This window comes from Edaphocola flava, assembly GCF_004118155.1.
In the GTDB taxonomy this organism is placed as follows: domain Bacteria; phylum Bacteroidota; class Bacteroidia; order Chitinophagales; family Chitinophagaceae; genus Edaphocola; species Edaphocola flava.
The window spans coordinates 740,574-759,609 of the sequence record NZ_SAIQ01000001.1 but is presented as its reverse complement, the minus strand read 5'-3'; the positions used below and the strand labels follow the sequence as shown (position 1 = coordinate 759,609).

11 protein-coding genes are annotated in these 19,036 nt (G+C 43.3%); 5 read left to right on the top strand and 6 right to left on the bottom strand.

The annotated features are described in order from the left end of the window. Positions 1-29 precede the first annotated feature (29 nt). From EMP01_RS03285 to EMP01_RS03275, 3 genes are all read right to left on the bottom strand, one after another. Complete coding sequence (locus EMP01_RS03285; protein WP_129020053.1) at positions 30-3,605, bottom strand: DUF7948 domain-containing protein; 3,576 nt, start codon at positions 3,603-3,605, stop codon at positions 30-32. A 213-nt stretch (positions 3,606-3,818) separates the two neighbouring features. Beyond that, on the bottom strand, positions 3,819-4,658 hold the full coding sequence (locus tag EMP01_RS03280) for an MBL fold metallo-hydrolase (protein ID WP_129020052.1): 840 nt from the start codon (positions 4,656-4,658) through the stop codon (positions 3,819-3,821). Positions 4,659-4,686: 28 nt separating this feature from the next. Beyond that, complete coding sequence (locus EMP01_RS03275) at positions 4,687-6,690, bottom strand: S9 family peptidase (protein WP_129020051.1); 2,004 nt, start codon at positions 6,688-6,690, stop codon at positions 4,687-4,689. A 214-nt stretch (positions 6,691-6,904) separates the two neighbouring features. Here EMP01_RS03275 and nadA point away from each other — a divergent pair, with 214 nt between their 5' ends. From nadA to prmA, 5 genes are all read left to right on the top strand, one after another. Further along, positions 6,905-7,930, top strand: coding sequence for a quinolinate synthase NadA (gene nadA / locus EMP01_RS03270; RefSeq protein WP_129020050.1), 1,026 nt, complete (start codon positions 6,905-6,907; stop codon positions 7,928-7,930). Between the two features lie 220 nt (positions 7,931-8,150). Further along, the gene (locus EMP01_RS03265; protein ID WP_161971204.1) at positions 8,151-10,574 is read left to right on the top strand and encodes a choice-of-anchor L domain-containing protein; all 2,424 of its coding nucleotides are present in this window, start codon (positions 8,151-8,153) and stop codon (positions 10,572-10,574) included. A 193-nt stretch (positions 10,575-10,767) separates the two neighbouring features. After that, positions 10,768-11,823, top strand: a complete 1,056-nt coding sequence (locus EMP01_RS03260) for a PorP/SprF family type IX secretion system membrane protein (RefSeq protein WP_129020048.1) — start codon at positions 10,768-10,770, stop codon at positions 11,821-11,823. A gap of 74 nt (positions 11,824-11,897) precedes the next feature. Beyond that, entirely contained in the window at positions 11,898-14,108 is a 2,211-nt protein-coding gene (locus EMP01_RS03255; protein WP_129020047.1) for an OmpA family protein, read from the top strand. Between the two features lie 76 nt (positions 14,109-14,184). Continuing rightward, positions 14,185-15,012, top strand: a complete 828-nt coding sequence (prmA, locus tag EMP01_RS03250; RefSeq protein WP_129020046.1) for a 50S ribosomal protein L11 methyltransferase — start codon at positions 14,185-14,187, stop codon at positions 15,010-15,012. 87 nt (positions 15,013-15,099) lie between these two features. Here prmA and EMP01_RS03245 read toward each other — a convergent pair whose 3' ends face one another. The 3 genes from EMP01_RS03245 to ppk1 are packed head-to-tail and all read right to left on the bottom strand — an operon-like array spanning position 15,100 to position 18,875. Beyond that, positions 15,100-15,798 carry a cell division ATP-binding protein FtsE gene (locus EMP01_RS03245; RefSeq protein ID WP_129020045.1) on the bottom strand — a complete coding sequence of 233 codons (699 nt, stop codon included), beginning with the start codon at positions 15,796-15,798 and terminating at the stop codon, positions 15,100-15,102. A 60-nt stretch (positions 15,799-15,858) separates the two neighbouring features. Beyond that, entirely contained in the window at positions 15,859-16,749 is an 891-nt protein-coding gene (locus EMP01_RS03240; RefSeq protein WP_129020044.1) for a Ppx/GppA phosphatase family protein, read from the bottom strand. A gap of 38 nt (positions 16,750-16,787) precedes the next feature. After that, a complete protein-coding gene (gene ppk1, locus EMP01_RS03235) occupies positions 16,788-18,875 on the bottom strand; it encodes a polyphosphate kinase 1 (RefSeq protein WP_129020043.1) in 2,088 nt (695 codons plus the stop codon). Between the last annotated feature and the right edge of the window lie 161 nt (positions 18,876-19,036).

Genomic DNA, 19,036 nt, shown 5'->3' with positions numbered 1-19,036 from the left:
CGGTCTTTTTGTATCAGATTCAATCAGTCTTATCTGAATAAGGTGACCGTTCCTTTATATGTTTTGAGTTCCTTGTTAGGCAGTTCTACTGTAATGATATAACTATATACAGCTTGTGCACATGGATTTCCCTCAAAGTTACCATCCCATCCTTTCATCGGATCGATAGTGTTGAATACTTGCTGACCCCATCTGTTATAGATTTCGAAGCGCAGCAGTTTCTGGAATTTAGCGTTGGTCAGACCGAATACATCGTTTTTACCGTCACCGTTTGGTGTAAATGCATTTGGCATAATCGGATCCAGCGGATATTTCACTTCCAGGTCAATTGATGCAGTGTCTTTACAACCATACTCATCGATACCGATTACCTGGAAGGTTCCTGGCTCAGTGATCGGGAAGGTTCTTGCATATTGATTATCCGGATCGTAGAACATGCTTACCGGTAACCAGGAGTATAAGATACCACCCATTGCAGACATATTTACCTCTTCACCATAGTTTACGGTAGTGCCACTTACTGGCAGTACGTTAGTCAGCTGGAACGGAGGTCTTACATTAATGATCATTTGGTGATCTGAGAAACAGTTCGCTAAAGGCGTTGTTACATGCAGGTTATAGGTATAAGTACCAGTTGGTCTTAACAGGTAGTTTGTACCGATATTAGCCGCTCTCAGACCTGTGCTTGGAGTCCAGGTATACAGGTAATTAACCGTGTCAGGATATACTGATACCGCGATTACTGCAGAGTCCTGACCGCAGACGATGGTATCGGAAGGCATGGAGATTATAGGGTACTGTTCTACCAGGGCATGGAATGTTTTGCTGTGCGGAGGACAGGTAGCCGGAGCTCCAGGTTGTCTTACTGTAATAGTATAGTCGCGGGTTGTTAACAGGATCGGGTTGATCGTCAGGCTACCCAGGTTATATTGTACAGGCGTCCAGTCAAAGTCCAGGGTAGGGTCTGTATCGGCAGTAATAGATATCTGGGTACCAGGGCAATAAGCCGGTAAAGGGTTAGAGATATTTACATACAGAGAGTCTAAGATGTAAACGGTATCTTTCTTAATTACATTTTGTACACCATTATCACATCCGCAAGGGTTCAGCGCCTCAATGATGACCATTTTAGGACCGGTAGGCATGTTAGGTACCAGTAATGGTTTGATTTCGATAGTTCTGCTTGTTTGCAGGGCATTGAAATAAACGGTATCTGGCAGGTATTGGTAGTCGGTTCCGTTTACAGCATCACCTAATTTGTTGATGTGCAGGATCATTGGTACTGTAGTGTCACCGCCTCTTGTAAAGGTGATTTTTGCAGAATTACAACCTCTCACGGTGTGTTTTCTGTTCAGTTGGTTACCACCCTGGCCTGATTCTGTTTCCATTTCAATACTTACGATATCATAAGCGAATTTGAACGTAATGTTATCGTTGGTACCACCGTTTAACTTAACTGGAGCATAAGACCATGGAGTAGTAGGGAAGCCTGTGCTTGTACCACATACTGATTGGTATACAATACCGTTAGGGTCCATACGGCAGATACCGGTGTGGAAGTGGTCACCACTCGCACTTCCGAAGAAGCTACCAAAGATCAGTTCCGTAAAGTTTGCTTTAAAGGCTGCGAAGTAAGAAGGTTTAGGAGACGCATCGAATGCATCCGGAGTCAGTGGCATACCAGTCTGGTTACTTGAGCTGGTTACTGTAGAGATCATAATGTTACCACAGATATCCACCATCATCGCCGTAGGCGTGATGCTGCTGTTGCTGGCACCTGTTCTGGTAGAAGCAATAGTAGAAGAAAGACTTGGATTCAGTTTATCGATAAATACATATCCATTTGATACTAAACCCTGAGCCGTTGTATTGGTTACGGGGTAAGCACCATCTGTTCTACCTGCGATAAAGATATTATTACCACAGTCAAACGCTACACGGTAAGCGATATCTGTACCGGAAGTACCTAACAAAGTACTTGCCTGAACCATAGGGTTGTTGTTGCGGAATTTAACGGCAAAACCGTCGATACCACCACCTGAAGTGGTATGGTAAGCACCTGAAGTAGTAGGGAAGTTGGCAGAGCCGGCATAACCTGCTACAACCATCTCGTCTGTATTCTTATTATATTCAATACCGATAGCACCGTCCCAGGCATTACCACCCATATAAGTAGCGTACATTAAGGAACTTAAGTTGCCATTCAGTTTAGCGATTACCGCATCGTGGCTACCACCATTGGCAGACTGGTACGCTGTAGCAGTAGTAGGGAAGTCGGTAGAAGCAGTATTGGATACCACCCAGATATTACCGGAAGCATCGAATGCAACGTCTGCAGGGTTACCGTTAGAACCACCCAGACCTGTGTAGGCAAAGGTAGAACCGTTTTGTAAGGCTTCCATACCGGTACCACCAAGGTAAGTACTGGCCAGGATGCCGGAACCGTCAGCCGTAAATTTAACTACATAGATATCTGATGCACCATTCAGGGTACTTTGATAAGCACCGGTTGTAACCGGCATGGTAGTAGTAGACACATTACCCGCCATTACCAGCTGGTTACTGTCATTTACTCTTAAGGTATTAGGCTGAACGTTATTGGCCGTACCACCGAAGTAGGTAGAGTATACCAGCGTAGAGCCATTAGAAGTATATTTATTAATACCAGCACAACCTGTACCGCCAGGGAAAGTAGTCTGGTAAGCACCTGTTGTGGTAGGCCAGCCTATACCGTAAGCCAATGACGCAGTATAGGTATTACCTGCTTTGTCATAAGTGGTAGAGTGGGCATAGTATGGTGTAGTACCTACACCACCGCTATATGTTGCAAAAACCAGGGCCGGGTCAATCACCAGGTCGTAGTTTTTGTTATATCCTTTAGGGAAATCAAAGGTAAGTGCTCCTTTCTCGTATTTATAACGGGAAGGAACGGTAACTTTCTGACCGTCAATTACCTGGTAGGTATACGGTGCATGCTCAATTACCTTATTTACGCTTGTTGCAATCAGCAGGGAACCGTCAGCCTGAATTTTAGGGCTCACACCGTCGAAAGACAGGTGGATTTGCTGAGGGTTAGCACCTTGTTTCACTACAAAGTCATACTTTACATTGTTGTTTTCTGAATAAACCTTCAGATCAACACCATTATATATATCATGTTGGGTTACACCTTCGTATAATCCCACATGTCCAGCCCATTTGCTGGCGTCGTTACCGATAAAGTAGTTATGATACGTACTTTTCTTACCGGAATTGCTGTACGTTACATTCGTATTTGCACCTACAAAGTTTACTTTATAAGCGTGGCCGTGTATCGGCAGGTCAGCAGAATTGTTGCCCTTGTCTGCCGCTTCGTGGAATGCCTCCAGATCATCTGAACTGACAAAGTTGTACACGAAGCCCTTGTCGGTCAGGAACATAACACCGCCGGCAACATGTGCCTGATACTTGGCTTCCGAAACCCATTGTCCTTTATTTTCAATAAAAGAAAGTGCAGCCTGCTCTCCGGCCTCGTGCTGATGCTTTGCATCCGGTATTTTAGGACCGCCCCAGCTGGTAGATGCAGCTAAGCCTAAAATGCCGGTTAGTAATAAAAATTTACCCATAGTACACTAGTTATTTTACAATGATGGTTATTAATTGTCACACCCTAATATAGACTACCATTACAGTAGATTGGTTGGTGAAAAATGCCAATAAATAGCCTGAAAGTTGACAATATACAAAAAAGGTTTAAAAAAAGAAAGCTGCTTTTTATAAGAAAAAAGCAGCTTTTTAGACGTGAAATATAAGATACTGATAAAAAACAGAATTGTATATTACATATTTTCTAATGTCATTATGGTGCCAGAACGGATCCCGCGGTCTGTTTGTTGTAAAGAGCACAACTCATTGGTTGCATCATGCTCAAAGTACAGCAGCCAGTCGTTCGCAACAGCCTCATCAAGCAATATTTTTTTCTCTTTCAACGTTTCCAGGGGGCGGGTATCGTAAGCCATAACCCATGGCAACGGCAGGTGATGCATGCTTGGTAACAGATCGGCACAGTAAAGGATTGTTTTTCCTTTGTATTCAATCTGTGGCAGCATCATCGATTCTGTATGGCCGTTTACCAGTCTTACTTTAAAACCGGGAACGAACTCATCGCCATCGGCACCTTCGAAAAATCGAAGTTGTCCGCTCTCCTGCAGGGGCAGGATATTATCTTTCAGGAAAGAAGCCTTTTCACGGTCATTAGGGTTTACCGCCCAGTCCCAGTGATTGGCATTGCTCCAGTAAGTAGCATTTTTAAACGTAGGCACCAGTTGATCACCCGCTCTTTTTACAGCACCTCCTACATGGTCAAAGTGCATGTGCGTCAGGAATACATCTGTAATATCTTCCGGGCTATAGCCTTTCGCTTTGATAGAGCCCAGCAGGCTTGCATTTCCATGCAGGTAATAGTGCCCGAAAAATTTCTCGTCCTGTTTGTCACCTATACCGGTATCGATCAGGATCAGTCTGCCGTCTGTCTCAACCAGCATACAACGCATCGCCCAGCTACACAGATTATGCTCATCTGCCGGGTTCAGTTTGTTCCACAAACTTTTAGGTACTACACCATGCATGGCACCGCCGTCCAGTTTGAATAAGCCCGTATCGATAGTATGTAATTGCATAATTCTTTATTTAATGGTTTTCTTGTATTTATTTCAGGGTTTCCTTCAACCAGGAGAAGAATTCACGTTGCCATACCAGGCCATTATGCGGGTGCAATACCCAGTGGTTCTCATCCGGCAAATACAGCAGCTTGCTTTTAATACCTTTCAACTGCGCCGCCTGGAATGCCTGCAGCCCTTGTTCGATCGGCACACGGAAGTCAATACCACCCTGGATGACCATGATCGGAGTATTCCATTTGTCTATATAGTTGCTTGGATTATATTGAGTGTATGCTTTCGGCATATCTTTCTGCCAGTAATTACCACCCAGGTCCCAGTTGGCAAACCATAACTCCTCAGTAGTGCCATACCAGCTCTTCATATCAAACAGGCCATCATGTGCGATAAATGTTTTAAAGCGATTTTCATGAATACCAGCCAGCATAAATACGCTGTAACCACCATAGCTTGCACCTACACAACCCAGTCGGTTCTTATCTACATAAGATTCTTTTGCCACAGCATCAATTGCCGCAAGATAATCGCGCATAGGTTGTCCGCCCCAGTCTTTGCTGATCGCTTCATTCCATTCAGTGCCCCAGCCCGGCATACCTCTGCGGTTTGGCGCGACAACGATATATCCATTAGCGGCCATCAGCGCAAAGTTCCAGCGTACACTGTAGAACTGTGTTAACGCAGATTGTGGTCCGCCCTGGCAGTACAGCAGGGTAGGGTATTTTTTGGTACGGTCAAAGTTTGGTGGATATACAACCCATACACCCATTTGCTTACCATCAGTTGTAGTGACCATTTTCAATTCAGAAGTACACATTGCAGTGCCTGCATATACCTCATCATTGGCATGAGATACCTGGCTCATTTTACCATTGGCCGTATTCACCATATACAGTTCTGCACTATGGTTCATATCCGTTCTGCTTACCAGTATATCTTTCTTATGTTGTGCGACAACACCCGCTACATCAAACGCACCATCCGTGATCATCTTTACTTTGCCAGGAGTAGTAATATTAACAGAGAACAGTTGCTGGGTGCCACGGTAAGCCGCATTGAAATAAAGGGTACGACTGTCATTGCCCCAGATATAATCACCATCTACTGTTTCGTTCCAGCTAGCAGTCAGGTTTGTTTTCTTTTTAGTAGCCAGATCCATCAGGTACAGGTCCACTTTATCGGCCTCGAAACCATCACGTGCCATACTGGTCCAGGCAACGTACTTTCCGTCCGGGCTGAATAAAGGTTTCATATCATAACCCATCATACCTTTGGTCCAGTTATCGGTACGGCCATCCTGCATATTATATGCATACAGATCCGTGTTGGTGCTTTGCGCATAAGCCTTACCTTTTGCCTTTTTACATACATAGATCAGTGTCTTGCTGTCTGTGCTGAACACAAAATCTTCGGCTCCGCCGAAAGGTACCTGTGGTGCATAGTAGGGCTCATCCTGCATAATATCTTTCGACTCACTGCTGTTAATGCCGGTGATGAAGATATGGGAGTAATTACCATCATTCCAGTAATCCCAGTGTCTGATGTCCAGGTCTGTAAATACATATGCAGAACTGTTGGGTACATCATTATAACGAGCGTTGCCTTTGATCTTGTCAATAGCAACCATTTTACTGTAGGCAATTGTTTTACCATCTGGAGAGATGCGCACATTGGTCGCATCCTTCAGGCCGGAATGAATCCTGGTCCAGGTTACACCATTATCCTTACTCAGGAATAAAGAGCCGTCATTTAAAGCATACAGACCAGTTTTGTCCCATTGTACAAACTGTTTGCCCTGTAGTACCGTAGTTGGCTTGCTCTCGCCTGTGGCCATATTCAGCAGGTACTGCGTCTTGTTACTTTTTTCAGTAGTAAGGTCAGTATGCGCTACCGTGTACAGGACCGTACTGCCATCGGGAGTAGTAGATTGTGTACTGACGCGGCCCAGTTTCCATAGGGTTTCGGGTGTCAGTAATTGTTGTGCTTGTGCCATTGTTGAAGCAAGAGAGAAAAGAAGTATAGACAATTTTTTCATGTCGGAAAATGTATTGTAAAAAATCGGATACAGAACTATATATTCGGGCAAATCTACAAAAAACAATAAAGAAACAAGGCATCTGAATGTCGTACCTTTGTATTCTGCAAAGAACAGGTTTAAATTAACAAAGTCATAAAGAAAAATTGGTCGTTCTTTGTCATTAAATTGTCTAAATTAGATATCTGAATAATAACGGATATATATAATTAAAATGGAAACTGCAGATAAATACAACGAATTGGTGGCTCAGGTGCCTGCAAAAGGCTACCTGGATATGCCTATTGATCCCCGCCTGGACCTGTTTGAAGAAATCAAGAGACTAAAGAAAGAAAAGAATGCGGTGCTGCTGGCACACTATTATCAGGAGTCGGAAATACAGGATATTGCAGACTTTATCGGCGACAGCCTGGCACTTGCAGAGGCTGCTGCGAAAACGGATGCAGATATGATCGTATTTGCCGGAGTACACTTTATGGCAGAAACGGCCAAAATACTGAACCCGGGTAAGAAAGTGGTGCTGCCGGATCTTAATGCAGGCTGCTCGCTCAGCGATAGCTGCCCTCCGGAATTGTTTGCCCAGTTCAAAGCAAAGCACCCGGATCATATTGTGATTACCTATATTAACTGTAGTGCCGGTATGAAAGCACTCAGTGACATCATCTGTACCTCTTCCAATGCCAAGATGATTGTAGATAGCCTGCCTGCAGACCAGAAAATCATTTTTGCTCCGGACAAGAATCTGGGAGGATATATTAATAAAGTTACCGGCCGCAATATGCTGCTGTGGGACGGGGCCTGTATGGTACATGAAATCTTCTCGCTGGAGAAAATTACCCGTCTGAAAGAACAGCATCCTGAGGCTAAGCTGATCGCCCACCCGGAATGTGAGGAGCCGCTGCTGAAAATTGCAGATTTTATCGGTTCTACATCGCAATTGCTGTCTTACGTAGAAAAAGACGAGGCAGATACCTTTATTGTGGCCACTGAATCCGGAATCCTGCACCAGATGCAGAAGAATGCTCCGCATAAAACCCTGATTGCGGCACCGCCGGAAAATAATTGTGCCTGCAACGATTGCCCTTATATGAAGCTCAATACGCTTGAAAAACTCTACCTCTGCCTGAAGTATGAGATGCCGGAAATATTGATGGAAGAATCTTTACGCCTGGCGGCTAAGAAGCCTATGGATAAGATGATGGAGCTGAGCGCTCAGTTCGGATTAATACAAGGAAAGTAAATATTATTAAAAAAATAAATATTAAAACGGTCATGGTTTTCATGACCGTTTTTTTGTCCGGTACTTGAATTTTAGCCCGTTTTAACTATCTTTAAACAATTTTTCATATTTTAGTAGTCGAAAAACCCCTTATTCATCATATAAAAAAAGTCAATTTATGAAATTGAGTTATACTAAAATCCGACATGTTCTTTTGCTGGGCTTGTGTATTCTTTTTGCAATGCCCCGCTCCCAAGCGCAATTGACTATTGTAGACAATGTAACCGCTGCTCAACTTGTCGATAAGCTGGTTGGGGTAGGGGTTATTACCCTGAATCCTACCATGACCTGTCGTACTGGTGGTGCGGGCACCTTTTCCGGTATCAGTAACCTCGGTATCGACAGCGGTATCGTACTAACTACCGGTGCTGCCAAGACCAATACTGCTACATTTACGACTGGTGTAGATGCTATTGCAACCAATGGAATGCTGTCATCTGCTGCTAATAATGGAGGTGATGCTGACCTTTCTGCACTTATGAATGGTGCTACAACCAATAATGCCTGCGTGCTGCAGTTTGACTTTATTCCGGCTGGTGATACAGTTAAATTCCAATATGTATTTGGTTCAGAAGAGTATCCGGAATATGCCTGTTCTCAGTTCAACGATGCTTTCGCATTCCTGATCTCCGGACCTGGTATTGTTTCTAACATCCCTTCTATTCCTACTAAACGTAACATAGCCCTGGTACCGGGTACAACCAATGTACCTATTGCGATCAATACTGTAAACGGTGGTGCAGGTACTTTCGGTAATATTACTACGTGTAATGCTATTGCTACCGGTTCTCCATTTACCGCATATTATGTAGATAACCTTACTCCTACAGCTAATCCAAATATCGTATTTGACGGTATGACTACGGTATTAACTGCAATACAGAGTGTTGTTCCATGTGATACATACAGATTGAAACTGGCCGTAGCGGATGTGTCTGATGGTTCATTAAACTCTGGTGTATTCCTGAAAGCAGGAAGCCTTAACTCTATTGCCTTATCTGCAGGTGCTTCCGGTATGAATATTACTACCAGCGATACCGCATTTATCGTAAGAGGTTGTCCTCAGGCAGATGTAACCATCTCCAGACCAAATGCTGCTCCTCTGCCGCTGACAATCCCGTACCAGTTATCCGGTACAGCTGTTAATGGTGTGGACTATCAGTTATTGACAGGAACAGTAACTATTCCTGCAAATGCAACTACCGGACACGTATATGTAAAAGCATTACCATTGCCAGTTGCCGGAGCCGATAAAACAGTATGGATCAAATTCTTGTCTCCGTACAGCTGTAGCGCTAACCCTGTAGTACTGGATTCTGCAATCGTAGTAATTCAGGATTCTATCCATGTGACTATTGATGTAGGTGATACTGCAATGTGTTTTGGACAAATACTGGATGTAAATGTAGAAACAGATACCATCTTCGGACCATTAAGTTATGTATGGAATCCAACATTAGGTGTAACAGCTCCAACTATCGATTTTGCCAGCATCAGCTTCCCTGCTCCTGGTATCTATAATTATAATCTGTATGTAAACATCCCTTCGCTGGATACGAACTGTCGTGTTTCTAATGCCAGCTTTACCGTAGATGTACAGACCATAGGGGTGAATATCGGTAGCGATACCTCAATGTGTACTTATGACAGTCTGTTTATGTTTGTAGAGACCAATCCTCAGGATACAGGTGCCTTTACATACAAATGGATGCCGGAATCAAACTTTAATGATCCGTACCGTATTGCACCGATCTTCAAGGCTAATGCCACCACAGATATTATTGTTATGGCCACCACCCCGGCCGGTTGTGTGGGTAGTGATACGATGACGGTCACCGTGTATCCGGGAGAATTCCTGAATGTGCTGCCGGGAGATACCAGTATCTGTCCTAACCAGTCCGTTCCGGTAAGTGCGTACAGTACGATTGATAATCAGCCATTGGATCCGGATAATACATACAGCTGGACGCCGACCAACTGGGTCAGCGATCCGAATAGCCTGACACCGACCTTTAGCCCGATAACCACAACACAGTTCCGCCTGCTGGCCACCAGCGAGTATGGCTGTATCGATACACAATTTGTAAACATTACGGTGCATCCTGCTGCAGCGGTAAGCCTGCCTGATTCTGTAGTAATCTGGGCCGGAGAAAGCTATCAGCTGGAGCCATCAACAAATGCCGTTCATTTCAACTGGTTCCCGGTATCTGGTATCAATAATTCAAGCCTGTCCAATCCATTGTTCAGCCCATTGGTAAATACCCGTTACTTCTATACAGCAACTACTGATGAAGGTTGTTCTGTATCAGATTCTATTGACTTTATTGTGAGACAAGAAGGTGTAGCAGATATGCCTAATGCCTTTAACCCGAACAATACCACCTTCAAACCAAGCTTCAGAGGCAATTTCGCAATGGAGATCTTTGAAATTTATGACAGATGGGGTCAGAAGATCTTCTCCTCTTCTAACATCAATTCAGGATGGGATGGCAAGTTGAATGGTATGCCACAGCCTAATGGAGTATATGTTTACATTATACGCCTCAGAGATGCACAAACCGGCAAAATGGTCAATAAAACAGGCAATGTTACATTACTGCGATAAGCAGTGATAATCATGGCTTAATAATTGCCCGGAGCTGATTTAAGTGTTTTTTTTGAAAAAAATAAATAATTAAAAAAAAATTAAGAAAAAGTAAGGAAAATCAAATTTTTTTTTGGACTTTTAATGCCTTAAGCCTTTTTTGGTTTCTCCTCAAACTAAAATATTTGTTAACCCGACTAACAATTTATAAAATATGAAGTGTAGAAATACTATCACCGGTGCGTTACTGTTTGCTGCTTCTATAATGTCTATAGGAAATGCAACGGCGCAGGATGTGCACTTTACGCAATTCAACGCATCTCCGCTTACAATTAACCCGGCGTTTACAGGTGCTTTCCAGGGAGAGTATAGAGTGTCTGCGGTTTATCGCGACCAGTGGCGTAGTGCATTAGGTAATGCTGCATTCAAAACATATGCCGTTTCTGTTGATATGCCTTTAATCAGAGATATCTCTATTGACGATTACCTGGCTGGCGGTATACAATTATATAATGACAGAGCCGGCGACGGTAACCTGAATAACTTTTCCGGCTTAGCATCCCTGGCCTATCACAAGTTCCTGGGTAGAGACGGTAAAATGGCTTTAACAGTAGGCTTGCAAGGTGGTTACTCCAGCAAAAATCTGGACATCAGTAAGCTGTATTTTGCAGGAGACTTTAATGAAGGTAACTGGAACCCAGGCGTAAGTGCAGAATGGGCTAACCTGAATAACCGTGTAGGCAGCTGGATCGTTAATGCCGGTTTAGCCTGGTCACACGCCGCTTCAGACAAGTTCTCTTATGTACTCGGTGTTGGTGCCAATAACCTGACACAACCACTGGAATCTTTCCAGAAACAACAATCAACTAAAGATGTCGGTTTAGGCATCCGTTATACTGCTCAGGCAGGTGCTATCATTGGCGTAAGCGATCGTTTCAGCATCAGACCAGCTGTATTATTCCAGTCTCAGAATGCTGCCAGCGAGATCGTAGCAGGTTCTGAATTCCATTACAAATTAGGCGATGATTATACTTACCCTACCGCTCCGGCAATCTATGCTGGTGGCTGGTACCGTCATCAGGATGCTGCGATGGTTACTGTAGGTGTTGAATTCAAAGGCTTCCGTATCGGTGCCGGTTATGACTTCAATACTTCTGACCTGAAAAATGCAACCAACGGCAATGGCGGTTTTGAAGTAATGGTACGCTATATCGCGCCAAGCCCGATCGAATTTGCCCACAAACTGTTATACCCTTGTGGTCGATTCTAAGAACCAGGAATAGAAAAATTTATTACGTCATTTTTGAATTTTCAAAAATTTTCACATTCAACGTTGCATAAAATATGAAACGCAAACCAATACTATTATTAGCGACTGCGGCAATAGCATTCGCTAGTGTACAACCAACTGATGTTTTAGCACAACAAAGAGATAGAGATAAATACGGCAAAAGAGCGGATGATCCTGTTGCAAAGCTAGGCTACGAAAAGAAATTACGTTGGGCGGATGGCTTATTCAAAGACGGTAGCTTTTACAATGCAGAAGAGTATTACAAACAACTGCAGATGGAACAGCCCCGTAATCCGTACCTGGCCTACCAGATTGCCGAGAGTCAGTGGAGAATGAGAGATTATGCCAATGCAGCAGCAAGTTATGGTTATGCATACAGTTTAGCAAAAGCAATCTATCCTGAAGCGATCTTCAAGCAAGCGTTGATGTTAAAAATGAACGGTAGCTATAACGAAGCTATCGGAGCGTTTCAACAATTCAAGAAAGACAACCCAAAACCAAACAAAGATATTAAGATCCTGTTGAAACAAACAGAGACTGAAATCAAAGGTTGTTACCTGGGTATTAAATCGATTGCCAATCCAGAGGCCGCAACTGTTGCGCAACTCGGACCAAATATCAACTCTGCAAACACAGAACTGTCTCCGTTCCCTCTGGGCGACACAGCACTGTTGTTCGGTACGATGAATACCAACATCGTTGTAGACAAGATCAAAGAGAAACGTTCGGACTATGTATCCCGTTTCATGGTGTCGCAAAAAAATAAGTATACTGATGTAAAAGATACATTCACCTGGGCTGTTCCGTTTATGGATGGTCAGTTCAATGATCCGAAATACCATGTAGGTAATGGTGTTCTGGCAGAAGGTGGTGATCGTTTTTACTTCACTAAGTGTATGGATCAGAAAGGTGATACCGGTATGATGTGCCGCATCTTCGTAGCTGAGTTCAAAAACGACCGTTGGGGCGCTCCGCAGGAGTTAGGCAATGGTATCAATGAATCAGGTTCTTCCAGTACACATCCTTGTATCGTAAAAATCGGTAAGAAAGAGATCCTGTTCTTTACTTCTGACCGTAAACTGCAAAGCCGTGGTGGTTATGATATCTGGTATTCAGTATATGATTCCCGTCTGAAAACATACCGTCGTCCGCAAAACGTAGGTAAGCAAATCAATACCAAAGGAGATGAAATGACTCCTTACTTCGATAACCGTACAAACAAACTGTACTTCTCTTCTAACGGATGGGAAACTATGGGTGGTCTGGATGTATTCGAAGCGACTATGGCCGGCAACAGCCCGTCCCGTTACTCTGGTATGAAAAACATGGGTTATCCGATCAATACTCCTGCAGATGATATGTACTTCATCCTGGATGGTTATGGTAAACCGGACGGATATGTGGTATCTAACCGCGTAGGTTCTATTGCCCTGAAAAATCCAACTTGTTGTGATGACATCTTCAGAGTACAGTTCGAGCCGAAATTAAAAGCTTTAGGTAAAGTAATCGATGCCAAAACACAGAAGCCTGTTGGTGAAGTAGTGGTGAAAATGGTAGATGAGAATGGTAACTTAAATACATTCAACTCTGTTGACGGTAATTTTGAGTTCAATACTCCAAGAGGACACTCTTATACCTTCACTGCAGATAAGCCTAAGTACACTTCTTCTCATGCTAACGTGAATACAGAAGCAGTAGAGCGTCAGGCTAATGATAACACTGTAGAAGTTGAGATTTATGTAAACCAGATCGATCTGAGCTGGTTCCGTATGGATAACGTATTCTACGATGATAATAAATATGATCTGCGCCCTGAATCTGTAAGCGATTTGGAAAAACTGATCAGCCTGATGAACGACAATCCGTCTCTGAGCGTGAAAGTTGCTTCTCATACAGATAGCAGAGGTTCTGATGAATACAACAAAACATTATCTCAAAAACGTGCCGAATCTGTTGTAAACTACTTGGTAAATAAAGGTGGCATCGACAGAAGCCGTTTAGAAGCAGAAGGTTTTGGTGAGACTATGCCGGTAGCGCCTAACGAAACTAACGGTAAGCCTAACCTGGCCGGTCAGCAACTGAACCGCCGTACTGAGTTTAAAATCATGGACGAAGATCCTACTAAACGCATCATTTTTGATAGCTCTAAACCAGGTACGATCGGAAGCCAGGAGAAAAACCTGAATGTTGACAATACCAATGTACCAGAGGAAGTTGATGAAAAATCTTCTTTAGGTCAGCCTGGTAGCCGCGTAAACAAATAATATTAACCAGACTATTTATAAAAATAGGTTTGTCTGCAAGGACAAACCTATTTTTTAGTTATTATTGATTCCAGATATGAATTACATTAAGATAAGATACAATACTGCTAATGATGAGCAGAGAGCTGTATTGATTGCTCAGATGAGTACAATGGATGCCTTTACCGGCTTTGAGGAAGCAGAAGATGAGCAATTGATTGCCTATGCTGCGGAAAATAGCGTGGATGAAACAGTATTACAGGAGATTGCTTCGCTGGCTAATGTACAGTATGTGGTGGAAGAAGAGCCGGAACAAAACTGGAATGCCACCTGGGAGTCCAATTTTGAGCCTGTTTTACTGCCTGGCTTCTGTAGTGTAAGGGCCGCATTTCATCCTAAGGTAGAGGGTATTCCTTATGAGATACTGATTACACCTAAAATGTCATTCGGTACAGGACACCATGCCACGACCAAACTGATGATGCTGCATATGCAGGCGTTGGATCTGAAAGGCAAGCAAATACTGGACTATGGCACCGGCACCGGTATCCTCGCTATCCTGGCCGAAATGCTGGGAGCAGCCTCAGTGTATGCGATCGATATAGACGAATGGTCTTTCGAAAATGCAGTAGAGAACGTGAAGAATAATGATTGTACCAAAGTAGCCGTAGACCTGGGCGATATTAGCCTGATTACGGGTAAGCAATATGATATTATCCTGGCCAACATAAATCGCCATATACTGCTGGATTCTATGCAGATATTAAGTGATTCCCTGAATACAGATGGTACACTGATCCTGAGTGGTATACTGAAAGAGCAGGATACTGATATTATCCTGGAATCAGCAAATGCCAATGGATTGAAAGCAGTTAGCTTTATGGATGAAAGAGGCTGGGCAGCCATCTCATTTGTAAAAGCATAAGTACATATTAAATGCATAAAAGAAGGGCCGGTAAATATTTACCGGCCCTTCTTTTATGTATTTATTTGATCGGAATTGGAATCCCGCTTATGATCTGAGTTCTGGAATATCAGCATTATCACTTACCGAATTATCCTCTACACGTACAATACGTGATGGATATTTCTGCAGCAGACGATAGTCATGTGTCGCCATAAGGATAGCTGTATTCATATCCTGAGCAATGCTGACCAGCAGTTGCATGATCTTATCCGTAGTATCCGGGTCCAGGTTACCTGTAGGTTCATCGGCCAGGATCAGTTGAGGGTTATTCAGCAGGGCACGGGCTATATCCACCCTTTGCTGCTCGCCACCACTCATTTCATATGTCTTTTTGTAGCTTTTTGCCGGCAGGTGCACCAGGTCCAGTACCTCTTCGATACGGGCCTTCATTTGCTTCGGATCCGTCCAGCCGGTAGCCTTCAGTACAAACTCCAGGTTCTCGTATACATTACGATCTGTCAACAGTTTGAAGTCCTGGAATACTATACCCATTTTACGGCGCAGGAACGGAATTTTTTTCCAGTCCATTTTACGCAGATCAGAGCCCACCACAACACCTTCTCCCTCTACAAGTGGCAATTCACCATATAAGGTCTTTAGCAGGCTGGATTTACCAGAACCGGTCTTCCCGATAAGGTATACAAATTCACCCCTGTTGATATGAAGATTAACATCATGCAGAATCTGGGTCTTACCCTGATAAATATTGGCATTAGTGAGCTGTAATATAGTATTGTCCTGCATGGAAAAGCAATTCTTGGTTGTTACAAAAATAAGGGATTAAATGTAATAATTCAGGCTTAATTACCCCTTGTCCGTTTTGTACTTATTGTACAACATACGGATCAGGCCATCTGCCAGACCGATTTTCGGTACATAAATCTCCTGCGCGCCGGCCCATCTCATAACACAGGTATAAATCTGCAATGCCGGTACAATTACATCGGCACGGTCGCGTCGGATATTGTATAAGTGCATCCGCTCCTCGATGGTAGCCGAAGATAATTCTTTGTAATAATCCCTGAGCAACTCCAGTTTAAGCGGACGTTCCTCTTTTGTCTTGGATAGAGAGAATACTTTGTTGATATTGCCACCACTACCAATTGCCTTGATATTATTGATCTCCCTGGTATGTGTCTTGACGAACCATTTGAAGTGATCCATCTGAGCATCTGTTACCAGACCATTCAGCAGGCGTATGGTTCCGATATTAAATGATTCTTTAAAAACAATATTGCCCTGGTGAAACATCGTCAGCTCTGTGCTGCCACCACCTACATCAATGTACAGGAAGGCATCCTGGCTGTCAATGTTTTCTGCAATATGGGTTTCATAAATTACATTAGCCTCTTCAGAGCCGGAGATGATTTCGATATCAATACCCGTCTCTGCCTTTACCTGTTGTATGATTTCCGTTCCGTTACGCGCATCGCGCATGGCAGAAGTGGCACAGGCACGATAATGCTCGACCTTATACAGGTCCATCAGTTGCTGGTAGATCTTCATGGTGTCGATCACCATTTTGGCCTTCTCTTCCGGTATTACCCCGGTTTCAAAAACATCAAAACCCAGGCGTAGCGGTATACGGAGTAAGTTTAGTTTAGTATAGTCTACAGTGCCGTCTTTGTAAGGCAGTACGTCGCTGATCAGTAGTCGCGCAGCATTAGATCCAATATCGATAGCAGCTAAAATCAATAGAATGGTGTTTTAGAAATACCTGACGAAAGTACATATTATTTTTCTTTTTGCTGACCTGCCGCTAAGGCTTTCTGCTTCCAGTAATTATAAATTTCGTACTGAGATCGGATTACTCTTTCACCCTCTTTACGGGGTACATATTCGTTTCGTTGGTGATTGTCCAGTATCCGTGCCTTATCGTTCTCTGCAAGCTGCAAATGCAATACATTGATCAGATCCTGTTTGATCTGTTTATCCAGGATAGGGCAGGCCACCTCTGCACGATGGTCCAGGTTGCGGACCATCCAGTCAGCAGAAGAGATATATACCTTAGGGTCACCTGCATTCTCAAAAACAAATACACGTGCATGTTCCAGGTATTCATCTACAATACTGATCGCATTAATAGGCGCTTTATACGATTTATCTTCAGTATGCAGGCAGCAGATACCACGGATCACCATATCCACTTTTACACCAGCTTGTGCCGCTTCTTCAATTTTCTCAATCAGCGGTTTATCCACCAGGCTGTTGAGCTTAATCATAATGCCCGATTTCTTTTTGCTCTTATGGTTTTTGATCTCCTTATCAATCAGGTCTATAAAAGTGCTGCGCATCGTCAGAGGCGATACCGGTAAGGTTTTGCAGGCTTTTAAGGTGCTGAGTTTTTGCGGCTGCTCCAGGTAGGTAAATACACGATTTACATCCGCAAGAATTGTACGGTTAGAAGTCATGAGACAGTGGTCACCGTAAAAGTTTGCAGTGATCTCATTGAAGTTACCCGTACTGATAAAGCCATATTGTTTCGTCTTGCTGAACTCCTTTTTACGGATCAGGCATAACTTGGCATGTACCTTCATATTAGGAATACCCAATATCACATTCACTCCTTCTTCTTCCAGTTTCTCTCTCCACTTCAGGTTAGCCTCTTCATCAAAGCGGGCACGCAATTCCAGTACTGCAGTTACCTTTTTACCATTACGGGCAGCATTCAGCAGTGCATTGGCAATCTGCGATTTTTTGGCCAGCCGGTAGCAGGTTATTTTAATACTTTCTACATTAGGATCAATCGCCGCTTCGCGCAGCAGATCGATCAGCGGATCAAAAGAATGGTAGGGGAAATGCAGCATTACATCCTTCTTATTCAGCACCTCCATAATGCGTATCGGTTGTACTAATTCCGGGTGCAGCAAAGGTTCCCTTTTTGGAGCCAGGTTGCTGAATACAGAAGAGGGGAAGTTCATAAAGTCTTTGAAGTTATGAATACGCCCGCCCGGTACCAGGTTTTCCTTTTTAAGGTTCAGTCGCTTGACCAGGTATTCCAGTAATATTTTATCGATAGACTTATCATAAACAAATCGGGTCGCCTTACCTTTTTTGCGGCCTTTAAGTCCCTTTTCCAGGTTAGTGATCAGATCCGTATTTTCGTCTACATCAAAATCAAATTCAGCATCGCGTGTTACCTTAATGATATACCCGACAAACTGGTCAAAACCGAATGCAGAGAATAACTGAGGCAGGTTAGCACGGATGATATCTTCGAGCAGGATAATATCCTTCTCTTCCTTCTTAGAAGGTAATACCACAAAGCGGGGCAGTTCCGAAGGCATCTCAATCAATGAGTAACGATGCATCATCGGGTTTTGAGTACTACCCAGCATACAGGCCAGGTATATACTTTTATCTTTCAGCAAAGGCATCTGCGGTATGCTCTCAATCATCAGCGGGACGATCTGCGTACGCACATGATCGTTATAATAATCCCTTACAAACTGTTGCTGCTCTTTGCTAAGCTGCTTTTCCGTTTTCAGGTGAATGTTGTTCTTTTCCAGTTCAGAAATGATTACAGCAAAAGCTTTGTCAAAGTCCTTGTTCTGCTCCAGCACCACAGCCATGATCTTATCCATGATTTTGTCCGGATTCTCTTCCATTGCAGCTTTCGCGGCTTTTCCTAACAAAGACATTCTTCTCAGCGATGCGACCCTGACACGAAAAAATTCATCGAGATTATTTGAAAATATTCCAAGGAATTTGAGGCGGTCAAAAAGAGGTACACTAGGATCTTTAGCCTCCTGCATTACGCGGGCATTAAAGGACATCCAGCTGATATCCCTGATAATGTTACCGGGTTTCTTACGAGTCATATACTTTTTTATTTCGGTGTTGTCTAGCAAATTTAACGCCAAATGGTTTAGAGCAATATTATATTTTGATGAATTATTGTTATGCCGTTAACAACATAAGATGTTAAAACGCAATATTCCTGATGGATCGTAAACAGCGTTTTACTAAATTGTGAACTATT